The sequence below is a fragment of the Bradyrhizobium sp. Ken01 genome, assembly GCF_055807355.1.
On the sequence record NZ_JBVVPC010000019.1, the window covers coordinates 72993 to 93915 of the forward strand.

A 20923-nucleotide genomic window follows, 5' to 3' on the forward strand; every position below is an offset into this window, starting at 1 on the left:
AAATGGCGCGACCCAGCACAAGTTCGACGGCCGCGCACGTCAGGCCTGCGGCCAGGCGCAATGTCTTGCCCGGCCGCCTCAGCCCTGGCATGGTCTGCGACACGGCCTTCCGGATCATTGCCTGCCGTCACCTCGACGCCGTTCTCGCCCAGCACGACGGCACCTGCCGCGGCGATCCCGAGGCGCTGCACCAGATCCGGATTGCACTGACGCATCTGCGCACCACCATCCGCTTCTTCTCGCCGATGGTCGATGACGCCGTTCGGCCGGAGGTCTGGAACGAACTTAAATGGCTGAACAGCCAGCTCGGCATGGTACGGGACCTCGACGTGGCGATCGAGCGGGTCATCGCCGAGAGCGGAGGCGAGTTGACCGTCATTGCCGAGCTCCAGCACTGGGACGAGAAGCGCGCCGAGAGCCATCGCCTGCTGGCGCGCGCGCTGGAATCCGCGCGATATCGCCGTCTCGTCGAGCAGACGTCAGCCTGGATCGAGAGAGGACCCTGGTCGACCCGGCGCAGCAAGGAAGCCATCAGGCTGCGCCGCCGCACGCTCGCCGACCACGCAACAGCGAAACTCACGGAATGGGAAACGACGCTGCTTAAGAAAGCGCGCAAGCTCCGCAAGCTCGATGTCGAGAAACGGCACAAGCTGCGGCTTCTCAACAAGCGGCTGACCTATTCGATCGAGTCGCTGGAGGACCTGTTCGCCGATGAGTCCCTGACGAAGCAGAAGTCGATCCTCAAGCAATTGCGCAAGGCGCAAAAGTCCCTCGGGCGATTGAACGACGATGCGCGAGGGCAAACTCTGGCAGCGTCATTGAACGCGGCCGTCCCCGAGGCGGGCATTCGCTTCCTCAACCGCAAGCGCGAAAAGAAACTGTTGCGGACCGCCTCGGACGCCTACCGGAAACTGGACAAGGCCAAGCCGTTCCGCTCCGCCGACCTTGCGCCGAATGCGGAGCCTGACGATTAGGTGTGGACGTAGTCTCCCGGCGCGTCGGGCAGGCTGTCGAGATCTGCGCCTCCGATCTGCGGCGGATCGCAGGGCGCCCCGGAGCGTGCGGCCAACCATTCGACCCATTCCGGCCACCACGACCCCTCGACCTGCGGTGCCAACTTCAGCCATTCGTCCGGGCCGACATAGCGCGCATCGGCGGCCTTGATCAGCACTTGATAGCTGTGGCCGGGCTCGTCCGGCGACGCGACGACGCCGGCATTGTGGCCGCCGCTGGTCAACACAAAGGTCACGTCGGCATCGACCTGATAGTGGATCTTGTAGACGGACCGCCACGGCGCCACGTGATCGGCGAGCGTGCCGACCACGAACATCGGCGCATGGATGTCGGAAAGCGAGACACTCTTGCCCTCGACACGATAGCGGCCCTCGGCCAGATCGTTACCCAGGAATAGCTTTCGCAGATACTCCGAGTGCATGCGATAGGGCAGCCGGGTGGCGTCGGCGTTCCAGGCCATCAGGTCGCTCGGTGGCGCGCCCTCGCCCATCAGATAGTCATGCGACAGCCGTGACCAGATCAGTTCATTGGAGCGCAACAGCTGGAACGCGCCGGCCATCTGCGTCGTGTCCAGGTAGCCCCGCCGCCACATCAGATCTTCGAGAAAAGCGACCTGGCTCTCGTTGACGAAGAGCGTCAGCTCGCCGGCCTCGGTGAAGTCCGTCTGTGCGGCAAGCAGGGTGATCGTGCACAGCCGCTTGTCGCCATCGCGTGCCATCGCGGCCGCGGCGATCGACAGCAATGTGCCGCCCAGGCAGTAGCCGAGCGCGTGGGTGTTCCGGCCCGGCAGGATCCGGCCGATCATGTCCAACGCCGCCATGACACCCAGCTTGCGATAGTCGTCGAAGGCAACATCCCGGTCCTTGGCATCCGGATTTCGCCAGGAAATCGCGAATACGGTGAAGCCCTGACCGGTCAGATACTTCACCAGAGAATTCTGCGGCGACAGATCGAGGATGTAGTACTTCATGATCCAGGCCGGCACGATCAGGATCGGCTCGGGTCGCACTTGCGCCGTCGTCGGATGGTATTGGATCAGCTCGATCAACTCGTTGCGATAAACGACCTTGCCCGGCGAAGCCGCTACCGTCTTGCCGACGATGAACTGTTCGTCACCCGGTGGCCTTGCGGCGGAGAGCAGGCGCATCAGGTCGCTGCACCAGTTCTGCCAGCCGAACACGAAATTCTCTCCGCCGCTCCGGAACGCCTTCTCAAGCACTTGCGGATTGGTCGCCGCGAAATTCGACGGCGCCAGCATGTCGAGCATCTGACGCATCGAGAATTCGACGATGGCTTCATTTGCTTGCGACACGCCGCGTACGCCGGTCGTGGCATCGTGCCACCAGCGCTCTGCGAGCAGGAACGCTTGCGCAAGCAGATTGAACGGCGCGGCTTCCCACTGCGGACCCCTGAAGCGACGATCCCGTCCCTGTGGTGCAATCACGCACCACGGCTTTTGCGACGTCGCGTGCGAGGCGGCTTCCAGAAACTGGCCCATGTCGCGAAGGACGTTGCGCGACATCTCCACCTGACGCTGCGGCGCCGCAGCCAGATGAGAGCTCCAATCGAGCCAGGCGAGCGACAAGGCCAGCGGCGAAATCCCGCCCGTCGACCGCGCCAGCATCGCATGAAACGCGCGATCAAGAGGGTATGGCTGCGATTCAGGCTGGGGATCGGCGGCCGCGGGCCTTCCAGCCAGCGTTTCGGGGCTGGTCGTAGAGGCTTCGGGCTCAACGACAGGACCGGCGGAGAGAGCCTGTGCGGACGGCTCTTCGGCCCTTGGAAATATCTGCACGACGCTCATGGTTGAATGTTCCTGCCCGCTTCTGTCTGCGTGGCAGCAGGATATGGCGAGGCTTCGGGTCCGCGTTGAGCTGCATCAAATCCGGGCATCGATCACGATTGCTCAACCGAAGAGCCCGATTCATCCCTTTGACCTGCGTCAAGCCGCAGCACGACGCGAGAGCTAGTTTTGCGCATCGACATTCGACAAGCCAGCGGAGTCTGCCATGCGCGCCCATCAGATCATGACCCGGTCGGTCATCTCGGTTACCCCCGACACCAGCATCGTCGAGGCGGCGAACATCATGCTGAAGCGGCATGTCAGCGGTCTCACGGTCGTCGACAATGCCGGCAGGCTGGTCGGCGTGGTTTCGGAAGGCGACTTCATCCGCCGCAGCGAAATCGGCACCGGACGCAAGCGCGGGCGCTGGCTGCGGTTCATTCTCGGATCCGGCAAATCGGCCAGCGATTTCGTTCACGAGCACGGCCGCCAGGTCTCGGAGGTGATGACCCCCTCACCGGTGACCATCACCGAGGATACGACGCTAGCCGAGATCGTCGATCTCATGGAACGAAACAACGTGAAGCGTCTGCCGGTGATCCGCGGCGACAAGATCGTCGGCATCGTATCGCGCGCGAATCTGCTCCAGGCGGTGGCGGACCTCGCCCGAGACGTACCCGACCCGACCGCCGACGACGATCACATTCGCAGCCGCATCATCGACAACATGGAGAAGAACGACTGGTGCCCGTTCGGGCTGAACGTCATCGTCCGCGACGGCATCGTTCATCTCAGCGGCGTCATCACCGAGGAGCGCGCGCGACAGGCCGCGGTCGTCGCAGCGGAGAACGTCAGCGGCGTGAAGAAGGTGCATGACCATCTTTGCTGGGTCGACACCATGTCAGGAATATACCTGAACTCGCCCGAGGACGATGACCTCGCCAAGGCAAGCTGACCAAGGCAAGCTGAGCGCGCGCCGATCGCAGTTCAGTGCGGAATGACGGCGGTGGCTTCGATCTCGACGCGCGCCGCCTTCTCGACGAGGCGGACGACCTGAACCAGCGCCATCGCCGGGTAGTGCGCACCGAAGATAGCGCGGTAGGCCTTGCCGAGCTCTTTCAGGTTCGTCAGGTACTCCTCCATGTCGACGACGTACCAGGTCAGGCGCACCAGATGCTCGGGCTGCGCACCGGCCTCCGCGAGAATCGCGGCGATGTTGCTCAGGGTCTGGCGCACTTGCGCGACAAAACCCTCCGCGAGACGCTCCTCGGCATCCCAACCGATGACGCCGCCGGTGACGACGATGCGTCCCTCGACGGCCATGCCGTTGGCATAGCCTTTCGGCACCGGCCAACCGGACGGCTGGAGCACCTGCGCCCTGGAGCGGGCTTCGTCGTCGGCTGCTGTCGGCAGCACCGCGAGGTGCGGGCCCTTCGGCGTCGTCACTGACAATTCTCTATCCTTCTCTCATTCCGCCGCGACGCCGGAGGACGCCACCGCGGTCTGCGCCAGTTGCCGCAGGGCAAAGCGCTTTAACTTGCCGGTCTCGGTCTTCGGCAGCTGCGTCACGAACTCGATCGCACGCGGATATTTGTATGGCGCGATTTCCCGTTTGACATGCTCCTGCAGCGCAGCCACGAGCTCGGCGTCCGGCGTTACACCCGGCGCGGCAACGACATAGGCCTTCACGATCATGCCGCGCGCCTCGTCCGGCGCGCCGACGACCCCGCACTCGACGACGGCGGGATGCGTAAGCAGCGCCGCCTCGACGTCCGTGCCTGCAATGTTGTAGCCGGCCGACACGATCATGTCGTCCGAGCGCGACTGGTACCAGAAATAGCCCTCGCTATCCATCAGATAGGTGTCGCCCGTGATGTTCCAGCCGTTCTGGACGTATTTGCGCTGCCGCTCATCGGCGAGATAGCGGCAACCGGTCGGCCCGCGTACCGCGAGCCTTCCCATCGTGCCCGGCGGAACGTCATTGCCGGAATCGTCGACGATCTTCGCTTCATACCCCGGCACCGGCTTGCCCGTCGCACCAGGGCGGATCTCGTCCTCGGTCGCGCTGATGAAGATGTGCAGCAGCTCGGTCGAGCCGATGCCGTCCATCAGCTTGATGCCGGTCGCCTTCAGCCAGGCATCGAATGTCGGCTTGGGCAGCGTCTCGCCGGCGGACACGCATTTGCGAAGCGAGGAAATATCGCGGCCCGGAAGCTTGCCGATCATCGCCCGGTACGCGGTCGGCGCGGTGAAACAGACGGTGGTCTTGTACTGCTCGATCGCATTCAGAATGTCGTCGGGCGCCGTCTTCTCAAGAACGACGAAGGAGGCGCCGATGTGCATTGGAAACAGCACGCCACCGAAACCAAACGTGAAGGCGAGCGGTGCCGAGCCGACGAAGCGATCCTTCTGCTCCGCGCGCAGGATGTTGCGCGCATAGCCATCGCAGACCGCCAGCATGTCGCGGTGGAAATGCATGGTGCCCTTGGGATCGCCGGTCGTGCCCGACGTGAACGCGATCAGGCAGACGTCGTCGGATGCAGTATCGACAGCTCTGAACTCCGGACTTGCATCCCTCATCAGCGCCTCGAGCGAGTCACTGCCGCCATTGCCCCAATAGACCACGCGCTTGAGGCCGGGGGCTGCGGCTTTCGCCTTCTCCATTTCCTCGGCGAGCTTGCCGTCGCAGAGCGCGAGTGCGATCTCGGCCTTCTGGATCGGATAGGACAGCTCCTTGGCACGCAACAGCGGCATCGTCGCCACGACGATGCCACCGGCCTTGATCACCGCCAGATAGGTCGCGACCATCATCGGATTGTTGGCCGAGCGTAGCAGCACGCGCCCGCCGGTGACGAGACCAAGCTTGCCGACCATCACATTGGCGATGCGGTTCACGACCGTTTGCAGCTCACGATAGGTGTAGCTGACGGCGGGGCTGATAACGCAGGGAGCGTCGCCATGTCCCTGCTCGACCCAGCGGTCGAGGAAATAGCTGACGCAGTTCAGGCGGGGCGGATATTGCAGTTCCGGTCGCGTGAAGATGAATTCCGGCCAGAGCTCGGGTGGCGGAAGATGCTGCAGCGCGAATGTATCGACATGGGCTGTCGCGGCGTTGTCGTCACGCGAGCCCGAGACTTGAACCTTGGCGGCGTTGGCCATCGCACGCTCCTTTCAGCATGGAAAGCACCCGGCAGCACTAACTCGGAAACATTTTAGGCTTAAAGCAATTTCGCGCAATAGCGGATTTTGGGCATCCCATGCTTTTTCCGGCGCCAAACGGGATTGGTGGGTGCCTCGGCCGCGGACCTAGGCCCGGCGGCGAGCGGCCGATTTCTGCGCCGATGCCTTCGTCTTGGCGAGCAGCCGCATCAATTCGCGCACATCCTTCGGCGTCAGATCGGCGAACAGATCGGCGATCCAGGTTTCGTGTTCCGCGGCCATTCTGCGAAACTCGGCGCGACCGAGTTTAGTCAGCCGGATCACCTGGACGCGGCGGTCCGTCTCCGACGTGCGGCGGTCGAGATGACCGGATTCCACGAGGCGCTCGACGAGGCCGGTGACATTGCCGTTCGACACCATCATGCGCTTGGAAACGTCGGACAGCGTCATGCCGTCGGGTGCCTTGTCGAGCTGCGCCATCAGGTCGAAACGGGGCAATGTGACGTCGAAGCGCTGCCGCAACCGGCCACGGACCTCGCCCTCGATCAGGGTCGTGCAGGTCAAGAGGCGCAGCCACAGCCTAAGCTCTTCGGCGTGGTCCTCCGGAGTTTCGACGGCCTTGGTCTCGGAATCGAGCATGTTGATGCAGTCACTCACGGCCGAAATTGGCGCCCGGCAGGGATTCCCAACGTTTTGAGCTTCAAATAAATCGACGCCGGCTGCAAGCCTAAAGCCGCACCAATCGACCGCATGCCGATTTCTTTAGGCTTCAAATAATTGGCGCGCCGCTTGCATGCACCGCTGCCCGCAGGATGACGACTTGAGCTTAGCTTGCCGCGGCAGCAATCATCGGCATAAACTTGGATTGGAGTAGCGGCTTGCAACGCAAGTCCTGTTATCACGGGGGACAGATCATGAAGACGCAAATGACGTTGGCGGCAGCCGCCTTGCTGCTTGGCACCGCGGTGAGCCCTTCCCTCGCCCAGGAAAAAATCAAGCTGGGGGTGATCGTAACCCTCTCGGGACCCGCCGCCGCGCTCGGCCAACAGGTTCGCGACGGCTTTACGCTCGGGGTCAAGGATCTCGGCGGCAAGATGGGCGGCCGCGATGTCGAGGTCGTCGTGGTCGACGACGAATTGAAGCCGGACGCAGCAGTCACCAAGGTCAAGGGTCTTCTGGAGCGCGACAAGGTCGACTTCGTGGTCGGCCCGATCTTCTCCAACATCCTCCAGGCGATCCACCGGCCGGTCACGGAATCGAAGACCTTCCTGATCAGTCCCAATGCCGGCCCATCGACGTTCGCCGGCAAGGACTGCAACCCGTTCTTCTATGTGACCTCGTATCAGAACGATCAGGTGCACGAAATCCTCGGCAAGGTCGCGCAGGATCGCGGCTACAAGCGCATGTATCTGATGGTGCCGAATTATCAGGCCGGCAAGGACTCGGTGGCCGGCTTCAAGCTCGACTACAAGGGTGAGATCGTCGAGGAATCCTACATGCCGCTCAACACGCTGGACTTCCAGCCGGAGCTTTCCAAGATTTCGTCGCAGAAGCCCGACGCTCTCTTCACGTTCATGCCCGGCGGCCTCGGGGTCAATCTCGTCAAGCAATACCGCCAGGCGGGCCTCGCCGACAGCATTCCGGTGCTCTCGGCTTTCACGGTGGATGAATCGACCTTGCCGGCGCAGCAGGACGCGGCGGTCGGCATGTTCGGCGGCGCGAACTGGGCGCCCAATCTCGACAATCCCCAGAACAAGAAGTTCGTCGCTGCCTACGAGGCCGCCTATAACATCGTGCCGGGCACCTACGCCTTCCAGGCGTATGATGCCGCGATGCTGATCGACAGCGCGGTCAAGGCCGTGAAGGGCGATCTCTCAAACAAGGATGCGGTCGCGGCCGGTCTGAAAAAGGCGGACTTCACCTCGCTGCGCGGCGCCTTCAAGTTCAACACCAACGGCTATCCGATCCAGGATTTTTACCTGACCAAGGTCGCCAAGCGCGCGGACGGCAAGTTCCAGACCGAGATCGTTCAGAAGGTCTTTGAGAATTACGGCGACCGCTACGCCAAGGACTGCAAGGCGGCGAACTAAGCCGCACGTCGCGTCGAGGGAGGATCACAATGAAGAGCGAAATCACCGGCATCACACGGGCCAATGAGGGAATCCAGGGCATCTCCTGGAACATCCTCGGCCAAACCTATGTGCCGAAGAGCAACACGGAGCACAGCTTCTCCTGGCATGCGACGCTGCCGCCAGGCACGTTCGTGCCGCCGCATATTCATCCCGACCAGGATGAATATCTCTACATGCTGGAGGGCAAGCTCGATTTCATGCTCGGCAATTCCGAGTCGCAGGCGACCGCGGGCGACCTGATCCGGCTCGGCATGGGCGTGCCGCACGGCATCTTCAACAAATCTGAGCAGACCGCGAAAGTGCTGTTCTGGGTGTCACCGACGCGCAAGCTGTTCGACCTGTTCTGGGGCCTTCACAACATGAAGGAACAGAAGCCCGAGGACGTGGTGGCGATGGCGGCCGAGTTCAACATCCATTTCCTGCCGCCGCCTCCCGGCGGCTAGATTCAAGCCCGCACCGCCGCAAGTCCCGGCACTGCGGCGAAGCCGGCCTTGGTAGCATAGCCGCGCACGATCGCCTCGCGCTGGGAATAGCTCAGCACGTTGTCGACATTGTCAAAACCATCAGGCGCGAGCTGCTCGACGGCGTCGATGACGCCCTCGGGGCCGCCCCGCCGGTTGGAGCGGACGATGTCCGCCGTCATGGGCAGGCGCTTCTTCTCGTATTCAAGCAGCGCCTGGCGCGGATGCTCGGCGCGCACCAGCGCATCTGCGAGGCAGCGCGCATCAAGGATGGCTTGCGAGGCGCCGTTGGAGCCAACCGGATACATCGGATGCGCGGCATCGCCGAGCAGCGTAACTCGGCCGGACGACCAATAGGGCAATGGATCGCGGTCGCAGGTCGGATATTCGTAGAACTCGGGCGTGGCCGAGATCAGGCTCTTCACGTCGACGTAAGGCACCGAAAACCGCGCCACATGCGGCATCAGCTCCTCGCGCCGGCCCGGACGCGACCAGTCTTCCTTTCGTGGCGGCGGGGCATTGCCCTCGCCGACCTTCACCAGCACCGCCCAGTTGGTGAGACGGCTCGCCGGGCTCGATCCCTCCGCGATGGGATAGATCACAACCTTGGCGTTGAGCCCGCCGGCCACAATCATCGATTTGCCGGTGAGGAACAGCGGCCAATCCCGCGCACCGCGCCACAGCATCAGGCCGTTCCAGCATGGCGGCCCCTCGCTCGGGAACAGCGTGTCACGGACCCGCGAATGGATGCCGTCGGCACCAATCAGGATGTCGCCGCGCGCGGTATGGATGTGCGCGCCAGCGCGATCGAAGAAGTAAGCGGTGACTCCGCCCTCGTCCTGCGTGAAGGCACCGAGGCGGCAGCCGGTGTGGATGGCCTCCGGCCCGAGCCGCTCCTCGACAGCCCGATGGATGACGCCCTGAAGGCGGCCGCGGTGGATCGAGAATTGCGGCACATCGTGGCCGGCCTCGATGCCGCGGGCCTCGCGCCAGACTTCCTGGCCGTGGCGGTTGAGGTAATAGAGCTGGTCGGTGCGGATCGCGACATCGTCAAGCTGCTGGAGCAGACCAAGGCCCGCCAGCTCGCGCATGGCATGGGGCAAGGTGTTGATGCCAACGCCAAGCTCGCGGATGGTGTCGGACTGCTCGAAAATCTCGCATGCGAGGCCCCGCGAGCGCAGCATCAATGCGGTGGTGAGACCACCGATACCGCCACCGACGATAATCGCCTTCATCGCCCTCACTCCACTCGGTACACACCAGGCAATGCGGCCAAAGTCGCACGGGCGGTCACTCCGCCGCAAGCGGCTTTGTCGCCTCCGCCTTGAGCTCGGCCCGGGTCTTGGGCTTAGCCTTAATTCTCAGCTCCTCGAGATCCTGCCGGTCGCGCACGCTGTTGCGGAAAATCTGATCTTTTCCGGGAAGATATTGCGGCGGGCAGAACGCGTCGTCCGCGCCGTACCAGGCCGCCGCCCTCATGGTGAAGGAGGGATCGACCAGATGCGGCCGCCCGAGCGCGACGAGATCCGCCCGGCCGGCAGCCAGGATGGTGTTGGCCTGGTCCGCCGTCGTGATGTTGCCGACGCACATGGTGGCCACGCGCGCCTCGTTGCGGACCTGATCGGAGAACGGCGTCTGGAACATGCGGCCGTAGATCGGCTGCGCATCGCGCACGGTCTGCCCGGTTGAGACGTCGACGAGATCGACGCCGGCTTCGGCAAAAGCGCGCGCGATCGCCACCGCATCGTCGCCGCCGATGCCACCCTCGGCCCAGTCGGTTGCGGAAATGCGCACCGACATCGGCTTGTGCGACGGCCATACGGCCCGCAGCGCCTCGAAGATTTCGAGCGGAAAGCGCAGGCGATTGGCCAGCGAGCCGCCATACTCATCCGTGCGAGTGTTCGTCAGCGGCGAGATGAAGCTCGCAAGCAGATAGCCGTGGGCGCAGTGCAGTTCGAGCATGTCGAATCCACAGCGTTCGCCGCGCTCGGCCGCCGCGACGAAAGCGTCCTTCACTGCATTCATGCCCGCGCGATCGAGCTCGCGCGGAACCTGGCTGTCCGGAAAATAGGGCAGCGGCGACGCCGAACACACCTCCCAGCCGCCCTCCTCGAGCGGACGGTCCATGCCGTCCCACATCAGCTTGGTCGCACCCTTGCGCCCGGCGTGCCCCAGTTGCAGGCAAATTTTCGCGGCTGAATTGGCATGGACGAAATCAACGATGCGCCGCCAGGGCGCCTCCTGCTCGTCATTCCACAGTCCTGTGCAGCCGGGCGTGATGCGGGCGTCGCGGGCAACGCAGGTCATCTCCGTGAAGATCAGGCCGGCACCACCGATCGCGCGCGATCCATAATGCACCAGGTGGAAATCGGTCGGCACGCCCTCCTTCGCCGAATACATGCACATCGGCGACACCACGGCGCGGTTGGCGATCTCCATCTCGCGCAGCCGGAAGGGCTGGAACAGCGGCACCATCGGCTTCTCGGTGTCGATGTCGAAACCGCTGTCACGAACCTGCGTGGCAAACGACTTATCGACTTCAGCCACGAAGTCGGGAGCCCGGAGTTTCAGATTGTCATAGGTGATCGCCTTCGAGCGCGTCATCACGCCGAAAGCGAACTGCACGGGATCGAAATCCCAGAAGCGGTCGACATGTTCAAACCAGACCAGCGAGACGTCGGCGGCGTGCTGCGTCTTCTCGACCTCTTCGCGGCGGCCGTGCTCATAGACGTCCAGCGCCGCCTTGATGCTGGGCGCCTTCTCCATCGCCTCGGCCAACGCGATCGCATCTTCCATTGCGAGCTTGGTGCCCGAGCCGATCGAGAAATGCGCGCTCGCCTTGGCGTCGCCGAGCAGAACCATGTTGTCCTTGACCCAGCGCTTGCTGCGGATCATCGGGAAATTCCGCCACGTCGAGCGATTGGTGAGCAATTGGTGCCCATCGAGGAACCAGCCGAAGATCTCGGCCATCCGCGCAGCGGACTGGGTCTCGTTCAATCCTGTCAGCCCGGCGCGTTCAAACGTCTCCGGATCGGTCTCGAAAATCCAGGTCGAGTGTCCGGCTTCATATTGATAGGCATGGGCAATGAACGGTCCCCACTCCGTCTCCTGGAAGATGAAGGTGAAGGCATCCAGCGGCCTGGTCGAGCCCATCCAGGCGAATTTGTTGGTACGGAGGTCGACTTCCGGCTCGAAATGATCGACGTATTTGTCGCGGAAGCGGCTGTTGATGCCGTCCGCGACCAGGATCAGATCGGCGTCGGCGAAGCGGGATTCGTCCTCGACGTCCGCCTCGAAATTCAGGACGACGCCCAGTTCGCGCGCGCGCGCCTGCAGAATCAGGAGCAGCTTCTGCCGCGAACAGCCACAAAAGCCGTTGCCGCCGACCCGATGGACCGTTCCGCGGAAGTGCACGGCGATGTCATCCCAGTAGGCGAATTCCTGGGTGATGCGGCGATAGCTCGGAAGGTCGTGCTTCTCGAAATTATCGAGCGTGGCGTCCGAGAACACCACGCCGAAGCCGAAGGTGTCGTCGGCGCGATTGCGCTCGTATACCGCGATCTCTGCGCTCGGTCGCTGCTTCTTCAGCAGGATTGCAGCATAGAGACCCGCAGGTCCGCCACCGATGATCGCGACTTTCATGGGAGCCTCGCCAATTCAACCCGGCGAAACTATTTTAAGCCTAAAATAATTTCGCGCAAGTCCCCATTGCGGCAGGCCGGCGGCAAAGCCCGGCTTAATCGCCCCTGAAGACCGGCTTGACCTTGTTGGCAAAGGCCTCGAAGGCCCGTTCGAAATCGGCCGTCGTCATGCACAGCGCTTGAGCAACGGCTTCCGCCTCGATCGCCTCCTCCACCGACATCGCCCATTCCATGGCCAGCATCCGCTTGGTCATGGTGTTGGCGAAGGTCGGTCCCTCAGCAATCTGCTTGGCCAGCAGCTGCGCCTGGGGCAGCACCTGCTCCGGGGTGACGAGGCGGCTGAAGAAGCCCCAGCGCTCGCCCTCCTCCGCGGTCATGAACCGGCCGGTGTAGAGCAACTCGGAAGCGCGGGACTGTCCGATGATCCGCGGCAGGATCGCGCACGCGCCCATGTCACAACCGGCAAGGCCCACCTTGTTGAAGAGGAAGGCGACCTTGGCCCCGCTCGCCGCAAGCCGCATGTCCGACGCCATGGCGATGATCGCGCCCGCGCCGGCGCAAATGCCTTCGACCGCGGCAACGATCGGCTGCGGACAGGCTCGCATCGCCTTGACGAGGTCGCCGGTCATCCGCGTAAACGCCGTCAGCCCCTTGGTGTCCATCTTCACGAGCGGACCGATGATCTCGAACACATCGCCGCCGGACGAGAAATTGGCACCAGCGCCGGTCACGACGATGGACTTGACCGCATCGTCGAACGCGCAAGCGCGAAAGAAATCCGTGAGTTCGCGGTAGCTCTCGAAGGTCAGCGGATTCTTTCGTTCCGGACGATTGAGTGTAAGGGTTGCAACACCATCGACGACGGCCAGAAGGAAGTGCTGCGGCGAATAGTCCGCAAGCGGTAAGGTCACGGGATTGGCTGGTCTGCTCATGCGATCTCCTTGGCTTTCTTGTTCGGCGCCTTTGCCATGCGCGCTAAATCTCACCACCGGCAACGGCGATCGCCTGTCCGGTGATTGCGCCGGCGCCCTCGCCGCACAGCCAGAGCACGGTATCCGCGACCTGCTGAGGAGAGATCAATCGTCCTTGCGGATTATGTTTTGCAAGCTCGGCGATGGCCTGCTCCCGGCTACGCCCCGTCTTTTTCATGATGTTCTCGATGCTGCCTGCGACCAGATCGGTGTCGGTGAAACCGGGACACACCGCGTTGACGGTCACGTTGCTGCAAGCCATTTCAATGGCGAGGGACCGCACGAGACCGACCACGGCGTGCTTGGCCGCGCTGTAAGCACTGACATAGGCGTATCCCTTGAGCCCCGCCGTCGATGCGATCGCGACGATACGGCCATAGGGACGATCCTTCATGCCCGGAAGCACAGCGCTGACAGCATGGACCACGCCCATGAAATTGACGTCCATCATGCGCGCGAACAGGGCGCTGTCGGATTTGGAGAACGGCGCGGACTCGGCACTTCCCGCGTTGGCGATCAGGATATCGATCGGCTGCCGCGTACTCGCTTCAGCGATGGCGACTTTCAATGAGATTTCGTCCGCGACGTTGGCGACAGCCGCAAAATGCGCTGCTCCTGCGCTGACAGTCTCTTCAAGCGTCGCAGCGTTCCGCCCAAGGACGGTCACAGTAGCACCGCCCCCGACGAGCGCTGCTGCGATGGCGCGACCTATGCCGCGACCGCCACCGGTCACCAGCGCGTGCGGCGAATGCGGTATTCCGGACATGCGCTGGCTTCCTTGCATTCTGCTGATCGCTCCTCTCGATATATTTTAACCTTCAAACTTTTGCAAACAAAGCTCGACTCGGCCCCCCGAACGGCCGCACGCAGAAGACGGCCTGAAAATTGCTTTAAGTATAAAATTATCTCTTCCCATCCCTCACAGGCCTGTTAGCATCGATGGGCCGAGCAAAAGGATGTCGTGTGTCGCAGCCTGCGCCAATGATAACAAAGGACGGCCGCTTCGCCTATGAAGCCGCGGGAGATCCGGGCGGGACACCTCTGATTTTCCTGCATGGCATCGGCGGTGCGGCACGGGCTTGGCGGCAGCAGCTTGCCACATTCGGCGACCGCTTTCACGCGATTGCATGGGACATGCCGGGCTATGGCGGATCGGCGCCGCTCGCCAGCGTCAGCATCGCTGCCCTGGCGGATGCGCTTCAGCGATTCATCGAGCAGCTTGGTGCGAGCAAGCCAATTCTGGTCGGCCATTCCATCGGCGGCATGATCGTCCAGAAATGGCTGGTGCAATCCCCAAAACTGGCGCGCGCGATCGTGCTGGCGCAGACCAGCCCGGCGTTCGGCAAGGCCGACGGCGATTGGCAGAAATCGTTTATCGCCGCACGGCTCGGGCCGCTCGATCGCGGCGAAACGATGAAGTCGCTGGCGCCCTCTCTGGTGAAGGAACTGGTGGGCGACGATCCTGATCCCAGGGGAATGGAGCTTGCACGCGAGTGCATGGCAAGCGTGCCCGAGGCGAGCTATCGCGCCATGATGCTGGCCTTGATCGGCTTCGACCAACGCAGCACCCTCAAGGATATTTCCATCCCGACGCTGCTGCTGTCCGGCTCCAAGGACAACAACGCGCCAGCGCCGATGATGGCGAAGACGGCGACCTACATTCCTTCCGCGGAATATGTCGAGCTCGACGCTGTCGGCCATCTCGCCAACCTGGAGCGCCCCGATGCCTTTGACGAGGCCCTCGGCCGGTTCCTGAACTCCGTCGCGATCAACACGTAGGATGACTGAGCAATGACCATGCAAGTCAGCAAGACCATCGGCGCGACTGACAAGGTCGCGCTGGATGCACCGATCTTCGATCCCGTCGCATTCCGACTGAGCGACGAGCAGGCCGCCATCATCGCGCGGGCGCGCGAGATCGGCCAGAGCGTGTTCGCCGGCCGCGCAGCGACTTACGATCGCGAGGCGATCTTCCCGTCGGAGAACTATCGCGATCTGCATCGCGTCGGCTTGCTTGGTATCGCCGTGCCCAAGAAACACGGCGGGCTCGGCGCGAATTATCAAACCTACGCTTTGGCGGCAGCCGAAATTGGCCGCTATTGCGGCGCGACCGCGCTCACCTGGAACATGCATGTCTGCTCGACGCTGTGGTCGGGCCCGCTCGCCGACGATCTCGACATGGATGCAAAGACCCGCGCCGAGCACGAGAGGCGGCGTGCAGTCCACTACAAGCGCATCGTCGAGGACGGCGCGATCTATTCGCAGCCCTTTTCGGAAGGCGGTGCGGCAGCGGCAGGCGGCGTCGCTTTCGGCACGGAAGCAAGGCCGGTCGCAGGCGGCTGGATCGTCAACGGCAAGAAGATCTTTGCATCACTCTCCGGCCATGCCGACTATTACGGCGTTCTCTGCACGGAGATCGAGGAAGGCGAGAAGGCTTCACGCCGCAACACGCTTTACCTCGCCATTCCTGCAAAATCGGAAGGCGTTTCGGTCGTCGGCGACTGGGATCCGCTCGGCATGCGCGGAACGGTCTCGCGCACGCTGCTGTTCAAGGACGTGTTCGTGCCGGCAGATTCGGCGCTGATGCCGCGGGGCGTCTATTTCCAGGCCGCGATGCGCTGGCCGCACATGTTCTTGACGCTGTCGCCGACCTATATGGGCCTTGCACAAGCCGCCTATGACTTCACGGTGCGATATCTGCGCGGCGAAGTACCGGGCATGCCGCCGGTCAAGCGCAGGATGTATCCGACCAAGCAAATTGCAGTCGCGCAGATGCAGATCAAGCTGGAGCAGATCAAGGCAATCTGGTTCCAGGCCGTCACCGAGGCACGCGCCAATCCGAGCAAGGAGCAGGTGCTTCGCGCCTATGCCGCGCAATATTCGGTGATGGAGGGTGCCAATGAGCTCGCCGCGCTCGCGATCCGCACCTGCGGCGGTCAGGCCATGCTGCGCTCGCTGCCGCTCGAGCGGATCTATCGCGACAGCCGCTGCGGCTCGCTGATGTTGCCCTGGACAGCCGAGCTCTGCCTCGACCGGATCGGGCGCGAGGCGCTGTACGAGGCCGGCGAAACGGACGACTGACGGTGGATCTCTGCAGTCTGATCGATCGCAACGCGGCGTTTGCGCCAGACAAGACAGCCATTGTCTTTGAAGGGGAGCGGTTGAGCTATGCAGCGTTCGCCGCGCGGATCGAGCGGACGGCGGCGACATTGAAGCAGGAGCTCGGCGTAGGCCGGGGCGACCGCGTGGCGATCCTCAGCCTGAACCGGCCGGACTATCTGGTTCTGCTCTATGCCTGCGCGCGGCTCGGCGCGATGCTGGTGCCCCTGAACTGGCGGCTCGCTGTCGCCGAGCAGCTTTTCATCCTCAACGATGCCGGCGCCAAGGTCCTGGTGCTCGAGCAGGCATTTGAGGGGGTCCTTGCCGAGCTTGAGGGGACCGCAATCGTCGGGCTCGATTTCGAGCCGCCCCGCGGCATGACCTTCGAAAACCTGTTGGCTCGGAGCCGGGGCACCGGCCGCAACCCGCACACTGATCTCTCCTGTCCGCTCCTTATTGTCTATACGTCAGGAACGACCGGGCGGCCCAAAGGGGCGGTGCTGCGCCAGGAGGCGCTGTTCTGGAACGGCGTCATGAGCCAGCACATGCACAACATGACGTCCGACGACCATGTGCTGACGCTGCTGCCATTCTTCCACGTCGGTGGCCTCAACATCCAGACCACGGCGGCGCTCCAGCTGGGCGCGACGGTCACGGTTCACGCACGCTTCACGCCGGACACCGCGCTTGCAGCCATCGAACGAGAACGGCCGACCTTGACCGTGATGGTGCCGGCGATCATCCAGGCGGTGAGCGAGCATCCCGTCTGGCCCACGACCGACCTTTCGTCACTCAAGGCCGTCGCGACTGGCTCGACCATCGTGCCGCCGCATCTGATCGACCGCTTCGTGGCGCGCGGCGTACCCGTGCTTCAGGTCTACGGCTCGACGGAAACTTGTCCCATCGCAGTCTACACCCGGCTTGGTGGCGATCTTTCGCGCGCGGGATCGACCGGACTTGCCGGCCTGTGCTGCGAAGCGAAAGTGATCGATCACGCCGGCAACGAGGTGCCGGCGGGTGCACCGGGGGAGATCGCGGTGCGCGGCCCCAACGTGTTCTTCGAATATTGGGGCAATGCTGACGCCACGCGCGATGCGCTGCACGACGGCTGGTATCGTACCGGCGATATCGGCCTGTGCGACGCGGACGGCTATTTCTGGGTGCGCGACCGCAAGAAGAACATGATCATTTCCGGTGGCGAGAACATCTATCCGGCGGAGGTCGAGCGCGTCCTGCTCGAACATCCCGATGTCAGCGAATGCGCGGTGATCGGCCGGCCCGATCCACGCTGGGACGAGGTCCCTGTCGCCTACGTGATCCCGCGATCCGGCTGTCGGCTCGAAGCAGACGCGTTGAAAGCGAATCTTCAGGCACAACTCGCCCGCTACAAGGTTCCGCGCGACATCGTTTTCGTCACCGACCTGCCGCGCACCGCGTTAGGCAAGGTCCAGCATTTCCTGCTGAAGCAGCTTGATGCGCAATCGCGCGCGCAAGGAGAAGCATCTTGAAGATTGCGGTTCTGGGTGGGGGAAACGGCTCTTTCGCGGCCGCGGGCGATTTTGCGCTGTCGGGACATGAGGTCCGGCTCTGGCGCCGCGACGCAGATCAGGTCGCAGCCCATCGCGCCGCCGGCTCGCGCATCCTGGTGAAGGATCATAACGGCCGTCACGACGTGAAACTGGCGCTGGTGACGACCGGCATCGCCGAGGCCGTCAACGGCGCAGAGCTGATCCTGTGCCCCGCTCCCGGCTTCGCGCAGACGGATATCGCGCGCCTGCTTGCTCCACATCTGCGGGATGGACAGGTCGTGTTTCTGCCGCCGGCTACCTTCGGCTCGATGATCTTCGCCCAGGCTGCGCGGGATGCCGGCAACCGCGTCAAGGCGTGCTTTGCCGAGACCGGAACCTTGCCCTGGCTGACCCGCAAGCACGGGCCGTTCGAGGTCGCGATCACCATCCGCGCCAAGCGACTGCCGGTCGGCGTTTTCCCGCTCGATCAGGCGCCGCGCGCACTTGAGGTGATCGGACAGGCTTTCCCCTACGCAATCGAACCGTGCGGAGATGCTCTTTCGGGGGCGCTGATGAACGCCGGCCCGATTATCCATCCGCCGCTGATCGTGATGAATGCAGGTCCGATCGAGCATTTCGAAAAGTGGGACATTCACAAGGAAGGAACGCAAGCCGCGATTCGCCGGGTCACTGACGCGCTCGACGGCGAACGGATTGCCGTGCGTGAGGCGCTCGGATATGGCGCACCGCATTTTCCGCTCGCCCATCATTACGCCAAGGAAGGCGAGATGTGGATGTACGGCCGCGGCTCGCATGACCGGCTGACCGATTCCGGCGACTGGCGCGAGCGGATCGTGCTGACCGAGCATCGCTATATGAGAGAAGATTTGCGGCTTGGGCTGTCGCTGCTGGTCTCCGTCGCCGGCCTGGCGGGCGTGGCTACGCCGCTGGCCAAAGGATTTCTGGCCATCGGTGGCGCAATCTGCGCTCAGGATTTTACGCAAGGCGGCCGAACCCTCGAGACGCTGGGCCTCGGTAATCTCGACAAGGCCGCTTTGCAGACACTTCTTCGCAAGGGATTTTGACCGATGACCAACCGAGCCATAATCGCCTGTCTCGGGGCCGGCCGTATGGGCCGCGGCATCGCCGTCGCGTTCGCCTACGCGGGGCATATGGTCACGATGATCGACATCAAGGCCCGTTCAGCCGAAGATTTCGCCAGGCTGGAGGCAGATGCGCTCGGCGAAGTCAGGAAGACCTTTGCCAGCCTGGCGAAGCTGGGGCTCCTGACCGAGGCGGATGTCGATCCGCTGATCGCACGGGTCTCGGTGGTGCCGGCCGGCCAGAGTGATGCGGCGCTATCCGATGCTGGAATAGTCTTCGAAGGGGTCCCCGAGATCGTCGAGCTCAAGCGGGATGTGCTGGGGGCGGCCTCAAGACAAGTCGGCCCCGATACGATCATCGCATCGACGACATCGACCATCCTGGTCGACGATCTCTCGGGCGCGATCGTGAATCCTCGCCGCTTCCTCAATGTGCACTGGCTCAATCCGGCCTATCTGATCCCGCTGGTCGAGGTTTCGCCTGGTAAGGCTACCGATCCCGCTGTCATCGACGCGGTCAGCGCGCTACTTGAAGGCATCGGCAAGGTGCCGGTGGTCTGCGCGGCGACTCCCGGCTTCATCGTCCCGCGCATCCAGGCGCTGGCGATGAACGAGGCTGCGCGCATGGTCGAAGAAGGCGTCGCCAGCGCAGAAGACATCGACAAGGCGATCCGCTACGGTTTCGGCTTCCGCTACGCCGTGCTTGGGCTGCTCGAATTCATCGACTGGGGTGGCGGCGACATTTTGTATTACGCCAGCCGCTATCTCGAAGGCGCACTCGGCAGCGACCGCTATCGTGCGCCGGAGGTCATTTCGCGGAACATGCAGGAGGGCCGGATCGGCCTGCGCACGGGCGCAGGCTTTCTCGATTATTCAGGTATGGACGTCGACGCCTATCGGGCAAAACGGCTTCAGGCCATGGTCGACCTCCTCCGTCACTTTGACCTGGCTCGCCCACCTGTGCTCGATCGGAACTAGCCGAAGACGTCCTGCAGCACCCCTTCGCGCACCACAGCAATGCCATCGAGCTCGATCGTCGTCCCCATCATCGGCAGATCGAAATGGCCCGCCGTGTAACGGCCGGCGAATTCGTTGGCACCGGTCGAGAACAGGAAGTTGCCGGAGACGGCACGAATTTCCGTGCCGTTGGTGTCGCGCTGGTCATACATCGACAGCGCCTCGTAGCGCGCGCCGGGATTCATGCCGAAGCCGACATGCGATACCGCATAGGCTTCCTTATCGCCCCAGGCGGCAAGATAGGCTCGCATCATTGCGGCATCCGTGCCCGCGCCTTCCAGCTCGACGACATAATCGTCCTTCAGTGTCATCTTCACCGGCGAGGTCAGGTAACGCTTGAAGGTCAGGTTGATGTCGCCGGGCGCCATCACCAGCGTGCCGTTGATCGTTCCGCTCTTGGGGAAGCTAACGACGATGCCCCCGGGCCAATGCGCCAGCGTACCCGGCTTGTCCGTCCAGCCCCAGACGCCGACCGTGGACGCGCCGACCATATCGACGTCGAGCGCCGTGCCGGCTTTTGACGTCACCCGCATCCGCTTGGTCCCGCGCAGCATCTTCGCCGCCGCGCGAACGCGCTTCTCAAGCGCGGAATCCGGCACCATCCGCTCCAGCGCTTCGGGATGCTCGTTGGAGATCACCAGAATACGCGCGCCGGCTTTGAGGATCTCGGGTGTCTCCACCGCATGCATCAAGCCCTCTATGGTGCAATCCACCACAAAGCCGGCTTGTTGAAGCGCGGTGATGACCGGACCGAGCCGCTGGATTGCCTCGCTTGCACCGGTTGAGCGAACCGGAACGATATTCCGGTTACGCGGGGTCGGCATGACCACGTGAAATGGTCGGGCGCCCATCCGCAGCAGCGCGAGCTCCGCCAGATGAACGTTCAACGCACGTGACTGGGTTTCCGAGAGGATCGCCGCGGTATCGCCGGCCTTGACGGCGCATCGCTCAAAAATCTCGCAAAATGCGTCGATCCATTTTGCCTCAATGCGATCAGCCAGCATGGTCTACTCCCGTCTTTCTGTTTCTTCTTCG

Annotated in this window: 18 protein-coding genes; 9 read left to right on the plus strand and 9 right to left on the minus strand. The window is 63.2% G+C overall.

The window, feature by feature from the left end; genetic code table 11:
* The first annotated feature begins 2 nt into the window (after window positions 1–2).
* Window positions 3–974, plus strand: a complete 972-nt coding sequence (locus AC0L3S_RS19365) for a CHAD domain-containing protein (protein ID WP_473280503.1) — start codon at window positions 3–5, stop codon at window positions 972–974.
* Here AC0L3S_RS19365 and AC0L3S_RS19370 read toward each other — a convergent pair.
* Window positions 971–2818, minus strand: coding sequence for a PHA/PHB synthase family protein (locus AC0L3S_RS19370; RefSeq protein ID WP_473280506.1), 1848 nt, complete (start codon window positions 2816–2818; stop codon window positions 971–973). The genes AC0L3S_RS19365 and AC0L3S_RS19370 overlap by 4 nt on opposite strands.
* A gap of 205 nt (window positions 2819–3023) precedes the next feature.
* Between AC0L3S_RS19370 and AC0L3S_RS19375 the strand changes: the two genes are divergently transcribed.
* Window positions 3024–3752, plus strand: a complete 729-nt coding sequence (locus AC0L3S_RS19375) for a CBS domain-containing protein (RefSeq protein ID WP_473280509.1) — start codon at window positions 3024–3026, stop codon at window positions 3750–3752.
* A 32-nt stretch (window positions 3753–3784) separates the two neighbouring features.
* Here AC0L3S_RS19375 and AC0L3S_RS19380 read toward each other — a convergent pair whose 3' ends face one another.
* The 3 genes from AC0L3S_RS19380 to AC0L3S_RS19390 all read right to left on the minus strand — a co-directional run bounded on the left by AC0L3S_RS19380 (window position 3785) and on the right by AC0L3S_RS19390 (window position 6595).
* A complete protein-coding gene (locus tag AC0L3S_RS19380) occupies window positions 3785–4243 on the minus strand; it encodes a RidA family protein (RefSeq protein ID WP_473280512.1) in 459 nt (152 codons plus the stop codon).
* Window positions 4244–4264: 21 nt separating this feature from the next.
* Complete coding sequence (locus AC0L3S_RS19385) at window positions 4265–5956, minus strand: benzoate-CoA ligase family protein (RefSeq protein ID WP_473280515.1); 1692 nt, start codon at window positions 5954–5956, stop codon at window positions 4265–4267.
* Window positions 5957–6103: 147 nt separating this feature from the next.
* Window positions 6104–6595, minus strand: a complete 492-nt coding sequence (locus tag AC0L3S_RS19390) for a MarR family winged helix-turn-helix transcriptional regulator (RefSeq protein WP_156527288.1) — start codon at window positions 6593–6595, stop codon at window positions 6104–6106.
* A 275-nt stretch (window positions 6596–6870) separates the two neighbouring features.
* Between AC0L3S_RS19390 and AC0L3S_RS19395 the strand changes: the two genes are divergently transcribed.
* Both AC0L3S_RS19395 and AC0L3S_RS19400 read left to right on the plus strand, forming a co-directional pair.
* Window positions 6871–8046, plus strand: a complete 1176-nt coding sequence (locus AC0L3S_RS19395) for an ABC transporter substrate-binding protein (protein WP_473280518.1) — start codon at window positions 6871–6873, stop codon at window positions 8044–8046.
* A 29-nt stretch (window positions 8047–8075) separates the two neighbouring features.
* Complete coding sequence (locus AC0L3S_RS19400; protein WP_007601580.1) at window positions 8076–8531, plus strand: cupin domain-containing protein; 456 nt, start codon at window positions 8076–8078, stop codon at window positions 8529–8531.
* A gap of 2 nt (window positions 8532–8533) precedes the next feature.
* On the opposite strand, the gene AC0L3S_RS19405 is transcribed toward AC0L3S_RS19400, so the two are convergent.
* The 4 genes from AC0L3S_RS19405 to AC0L3S_RS19420 all read right to left on the minus strand — a co-directional run bounded on the left by AC0L3S_RS19405 (window position 8534) and on the right by AC0L3S_RS19420 (window position 13927).
* Window positions 8534–9784: a flavin-dependent oxidoreductase gene (locus AC0L3S_RS19405; RefSeq protein ID WP_473280520.1), complete on the minus strand. Its 1251-nt coding sequence runs from the start codon at window positions 9782–9784 to the stop codon at window positions 8534–8536.
* Window positions 9785–9839: 55 nt separating this feature from the next.
* Window positions 9840–12191 (minus strand): bifunctional salicylyl-CoA 5-hydroxylase/oxidoreductase, encoded by a 2352-nt coding sequence (locus AC0L3S_RS19410; RefSeq protein WP_473280522.1) that lies wholly within the window; start codon window positions 12189–12191, stop codon window positions 9840–9842.
* A 94-nt stretch (window positions 12192–12285) separates the two neighbouring features.
* Window positions 12286–13122 carry an enoyl-CoA hydratase family protein gene (locus AC0L3S_RS19415; RefSeq protein ID WP_473280525.1) on the minus strand — a complete coding sequence of 279 codons (837 nt, stop codon included), beginning with the start codon at window positions 13120–13122 and terminating at the stop codon, window positions 12286–12288.
* 43 nt (window positions 13123–13165) lie between these two features.
* Window positions 13166–13927, minus strand: coding sequence for an SDR family NAD(P)-dependent oxidoreductase (locus tag AC0L3S_RS19420; RefSeq protein WP_473280528.1), 762 nt, complete (start codon window positions 13925–13927; stop codon window positions 13166–13168).
* Window positions 13928–14142: 215 nt separating this feature from the next.
* On the opposite strand from AC0L3S_RS19420, the gene AC0L3S_RS19425 reads away from it, so the two are divergent.
* Genes AC0L3S_RS19425 through AC0L3S_RS19445 form a run of 5 tightly spaced genes read left to right on the plus strand, consistent with a single transcriptional unit; the run spans window position 14143 to window position 19849 of the window.
* Window positions 14143–14940 (plus strand): alpha/beta fold hydrolase, encoded by a 798-nt coding sequence (locus tag AC0L3S_RS19425; RefSeq protein WP_473280532.1) that lies wholly within the window; start codon window positions 14143–14145, stop codon window positions 14938–14940.
* 12 nt (window positions 14941–14952) lie between these two features.
* The gene (locus AC0L3S_RS19430; RefSeq protein ID WP_473280535.1) at window positions 14953–16242 is read left to right on the plus strand and encodes an acyl-CoA dehydrogenase family protein; all 1290 of its coding nucleotides are present in this window, start codon (window positions 14953–14955) and stop codon (window positions 16240–16242) included.
* Between the two features lie 2 nt (window positions 16243–16244).
* Window positions 16245–17768: a class I adenylate-forming enzyme family protein gene (locus AC0L3S_RS19435; RefSeq protein WP_473280537.1), complete on the plus strand. Its 1524-nt coding sequence runs from the start codon at window positions 16245–16247 to the stop codon at window positions 17766–17768.
* Window positions 17765–18853: an NAD/NADP octopine/nopaline dehydrogenase family protein gene (locus AC0L3S_RS19440; protein WP_473280540.1), complete on the plus strand. Its 1089-nt coding sequence runs from the start codon at window positions 17765–17767 to the stop codon at window positions 18851–18853. Before AC0L3S_RS19435 ends, AC0L3S_RS19440 begins: the two co-directional genes overlap by 4 nt.
* Before the next feature lie 3 nt (window positions 18854–18856).
* Window positions 18857–19849 (plus strand): 3-hydroxybutyryl-CoA dehydrogenase, encoded by a 993-nt coding sequence (locus AC0L3S_RS19445; protein ID WP_473280542.1) that lies wholly within the window; start codon window positions 18857–18859, stop codon window positions 19847–19849.
* Here the strand turns inward: AC0L3S_RS19445 and AC0L3S_RS19450 are convergent.
* Entirely contained in the window at window positions 19846–20892 is a 1047-nt protein-coding gene (locus AC0L3S_RS19450; protein ID WP_473280545.1) for a 2,5-dihydroxypyridine 5,6-dioxygenase NicX family protein, read from the minus strand. The two genes, AC0L3S_RS19445 and AC0L3S_RS19450, sit on opposite strands and share 4 nt — an antisense overlap.
* Window positions 20893–20923: the final 31 nt, after the last annotated feature.